Source organism: Blastomonas sp., from assembly GCF_041747255.1.
Taxonomy (GTDB): domain Bacteria; phylum Pseudomonadota; class Alphaproteobacteria; order Sphingomonadales; family Sphingomonadaceae; genus Blastomonas.
Map to the genome: position 1 here is coordinate 1 of NZ_JBGTFM010000192.1, position 3,485 is coordinate 3,485.

General features: G+C 64.1%; 4 protein-coding genes. 2 read left to right on the plus strand and 2 right to left on the minus strand.

The genetic code is table 11. The features are described from left to right. Positions 1-589 (plus strand): RNA methyltransferase (locus ACEW8G_RS06965; RefSeq protein WP_373487712.1); only part of this gene is annotated, 589 nt, incomplete at its 5' end. A 140-nt stretch (positions 590-729) separates the two neighbouring features. Here ACEW8G_RS06965 and ACEW8G_RS06970 read toward each other — a convergent pair. Further along, positions 730-1,395, minus strand: coding sequence for a DsbA family oxidoreductase (locus tag ACEW8G_RS06970; protein WP_373487713.1), 666 nt, complete (start codon positions 1,393-1,395; stop codon positions 730-732). Positions 1,396-1,459: 64 nt separating this feature from the next. Then, positions 1,460-2,329, minus strand: coding sequence for a 3-hydroxybutyryl-CoA dehydrogenase (locus tag ACEW8G_RS06975; protein WP_373487714.1), 870 nt, complete (start codon positions 2,327-2,329; stop codon positions 1,460-1,462). Between the two features lie 86 nt (positions 2,330-2,415). Between ACEW8G_RS06975 and ACEW8G_RS06980 the strand changes: the two genes are divergently transcribed. Then, positions 2,416-3,450 carry a DUF1176 domain-containing protein gene (locus ACEW8G_RS06980; protein WP_373487715.1) on the plus strand — a complete coding sequence of 345 codons (1,035 nt, stop codon included), beginning with the start codon at positions 2,416-2,418 and terminating at the stop codon, positions 3,448-3,450. Positions 3,451-3,485: the final 35 nt, after the last annotated feature.

The following is a 3,485-nucleotide window of genomic DNA, read 5'->3' on the forward strand; positions in this document are numbered from 1 at the left end:
CCCCGCCGCTTCGGGCGCGGACATCGTGCTGGAAGGGGCGCAGGTGTTCGAGACACTCGCCGAAGCGGTGGCCGACTGCCACCATGTCTATGCAACCACTGTGCGCAAACGCGGCGTCACCAAGCCGGTGGTGACGCCCGAACAGGCAGCGCATGCCATCGTCGGCGCAGCGGGGCGCAGCGCGATCCTGTTCGGGCCGGAGCGATCGGGGCTGGAAACCGAGGATGTGGCGATTGCGCAGAACATCCTGACCGTGCCGATCAACCCCGCATTCGGATCGCTCAATCTCGCGCAGGCGGTGATTCTGGTGGCGTATGAATGGTCAAAAACCGGCGGCGGTGCAGCGCTCGCCTCGCCGCCCAGCGTCGACATCGACCCGCCCGCGCCGATGGCGGAGCTCGACGGCATGTTCGATCAATTGTGCGACATGCTCGAGGCGAAGAACTATTTCTACCCCGAAGGCCGCGCCTCGATGACCCGGCGGACATTGCGCAACCTGCTGACCAAGCCCGGGTGGGACAGCAACGAGGTGCGGACATTTCGAGGGGTGCTGAGCACGCTGGCGAAGGGCCCACGCAAACCGGTCTAGCCGCTCTAGTTGAACTCCGGCGAAACCCGGAGTTCAGGAGTCAGATCGCGAGGATGAGTCCAACGCCACACGTATCAAACTATGAACGTCACCCACCCCGTCACCCTGAACCCTTTGACTTTGCTTGGGGCAGGCTTGTTTCAAGCCATCGCCTTCGTGCGCAGTTTCTCAATGACATTCACAAACGTCTCCGCCTCCTGCGCGCCGGGGACGAGGTATTTGCCGTCGAAGATGATTGCAGGCACGCCGCTGATGCCCTGTTCGATCCAGTGACCCAGGTGCGCGCGCACAGCGGCCTCGTTGTCGGGATCGTTGAGCACCGCCCGGCCATCCTCGGGGTCGAGCGCGACATCGGCGACAATCGAGAGCAGCACGTCCTCATCGCTGATGTCCCGGCTGTCTTGAAAATAGGCCTTGAACAGCGCCAGCTGCAGCGCGGTCTGCACCTCTGATCCGTGCACATCGCCCGCCCAGGTGAGCAGCTGGTGCGCCTTGAAGCTGTTGTAGATGCGCATTCCCGGCGCTTGGGTAAAGGCAAAGCCCAGCCGGTCGCCCGCCTCTTTCAGCCGTGCGCGGTTGCCCGCGCTCTGCTCTGCGTTCGCGCCGTATTTCTGTGCGACATGTTCGCCAATGTCCTGGCCTTCGGGCGCCATGCCGGGGTTGAGCTCAAACGGATGCCAGGTGATCGTCGGATCAACCTTGTCACCCAGCATCGCCAGCGCCTTTTCAAGCTGCTTGTAGCCGATGATGCACCAGGGGCAGATCACATCCGAAACGATATCGATGCGCAGCGGGTGGGCGGTCATGGGGGACTCCTGATGACGGTCTGGGGTGCCCCATCATAGCGCAATCTGCGGCCAATGTCGCGCCTCAGCGGGTGGGCACCGGCGTCTCGCCCGAATAGTCGTAAAAGCCGCGTTTGGTCTTGCGGCCCAGCCACCCGGCCTCGACATATTTGACCAGCAGCGGCGCGGGGCGGAACTTGGGGTCGCCGGTCGTGCTGTGCAGCACCTGCGTGATGCTGAGGCAGGTATCGAGCCCAATGAAATCGGCAAGCGTCAGCGGCCCCATCGGGTGGTTGAGCCCCAGCTGCACGGCGGCGTCGATATCCTCGATAGTCGCCACGCCCTCGCCCAGTGCAAAGCATGCCTCGTTGAGCATCGGCAGCAGGATGCGGTTGACGATGAAGCCCGGCGCATCATTGGCCTGTACCACGCGCTTGCCGATACGTTCCGCATAGCCGCGCACCGTCTCGACTGTGGCGTCAGAGGTGGCAAGGCCCCGGATCAGCTCGATGAGGCCCATCACCGGCACGGGGTTGAAAAAATGCACCCCGACAAAGCGGCTGGCATCGGGGCTGGCAGCGGCCATACGGGTGATCGGGATTGACGAGGTGTTGCTGGCGAGAATCGCATCAGGCCCCAGCACCTTGCCGACATTCTCAAAGATCGCGCGCTTGATGTCTTCGCGCTCGGTCGCCGCCTCGATGATCAGCCCGGCATCGGCCATCGGCGCATAGTCGCCGACAGGCTTGATCAACGCCAGTGCTGCATCGGCGTCGGCGGCCTCGATCTTGCCCTTTGCGACCGCGCGTGTCAGCTGCCTGTCGATGCCCGCCTTGCCCTTTTCAGCGAGTTCAACCGACACGTCGGACAGGAACACATTATAACCCGCCTGCGCACTGACCTGTGCGATGCCTGCGCCCATTTGCCCGGCACCGATCACTGCTATGCTGTCCATCACTGTCACTTTCTGTTGGCCATTAGATAGGTTATGCGTGCTGCGCATAGCCCATCACCCGACCGCTTGCTAGGAGCGAACGCCCGATGATCACCGCTCTTTTGCTGCTCGCTTCAGCCGCCGCCACACCCGTGCCCGGCGAGGTCAGGACCTTCGGCGACTGGTATGTGGCCTGCGACAACATCTGGGCCTGCGAGGCCGGAACGCTGGCGGATAATGGGGGCGATTTCAAAACGGCGATGGCAGTGCGCATCCGGCGTGGGGGCGGTCCCGATGCACCGTTCAGGATTGGGCTGCACCCCGGCGAGGAGGTCACCGCAGGCCCGGCACGGCTGCAGATCGATGCGCGCCCTGCCTTTGGTGGCACGCCCGACAGCGAGGGCGACACCTGGCTCGACGGGCAACAGGTGCCCGCCATCGCGCGGTTGATCGCCAATGGCAAAAAGGCCGCGCTGATCCTCTCGGATAGCAGCACGCTGCCACTCTCGCTTGCCGGATCATCAGCAGCGCTGCGTTACATGGACGCGGCGCAGCAGCGCGCGGGAACCAGCGGTGCGATTGTCGCCACAGGCAACAAGCTCGACACCGCCGTGCCGCCGCGCGCGCCGAACATTTTTGCGCGCAAGGCCCCCGCCATGGCTGGTCTGCCGGATATGAAAGACTATCCGCAGGTCATCGCCGCCACCGGCTGCGAATATCGCATGGAGGGCGTGGAAGACAGCGTCTTTCCGCTCGACCGGCAGGGCGGCAGGGACATGGCATTGGCGCTGATCGCGTGTGACGCGGGCGCGTATAATGTCGGATCGGTGGTGATGATCGCCGAGCGCCCCACCGGCGACCCGAAGGCAAAATGGACCTTTCGCAACGCGGAGTTCGACAGCGCCACCGGCTGGGGCGGCAAGGATCAGCAGCGGCAGGTGGTCAATGCGGGCTTCACGCCCGAAACCGGCGCATTGTCAGAATTTGCCAAGGGGCGCGGGCTGGGTGATTGCGGCACTGCGAACGTGTTCGCATGGGATGGCAGCCGGTTCCGCCTGAGCGAGATGCACGGCATGGGCGAATGCCGCGGCGTGTGGGAGTGGCCGCGCCTGTGGGTCGCAGAAGTGACGGTGGCTGAATAGCCCGGTCAGGGCGCGGTCTGAAAAGGCTTTGCCTC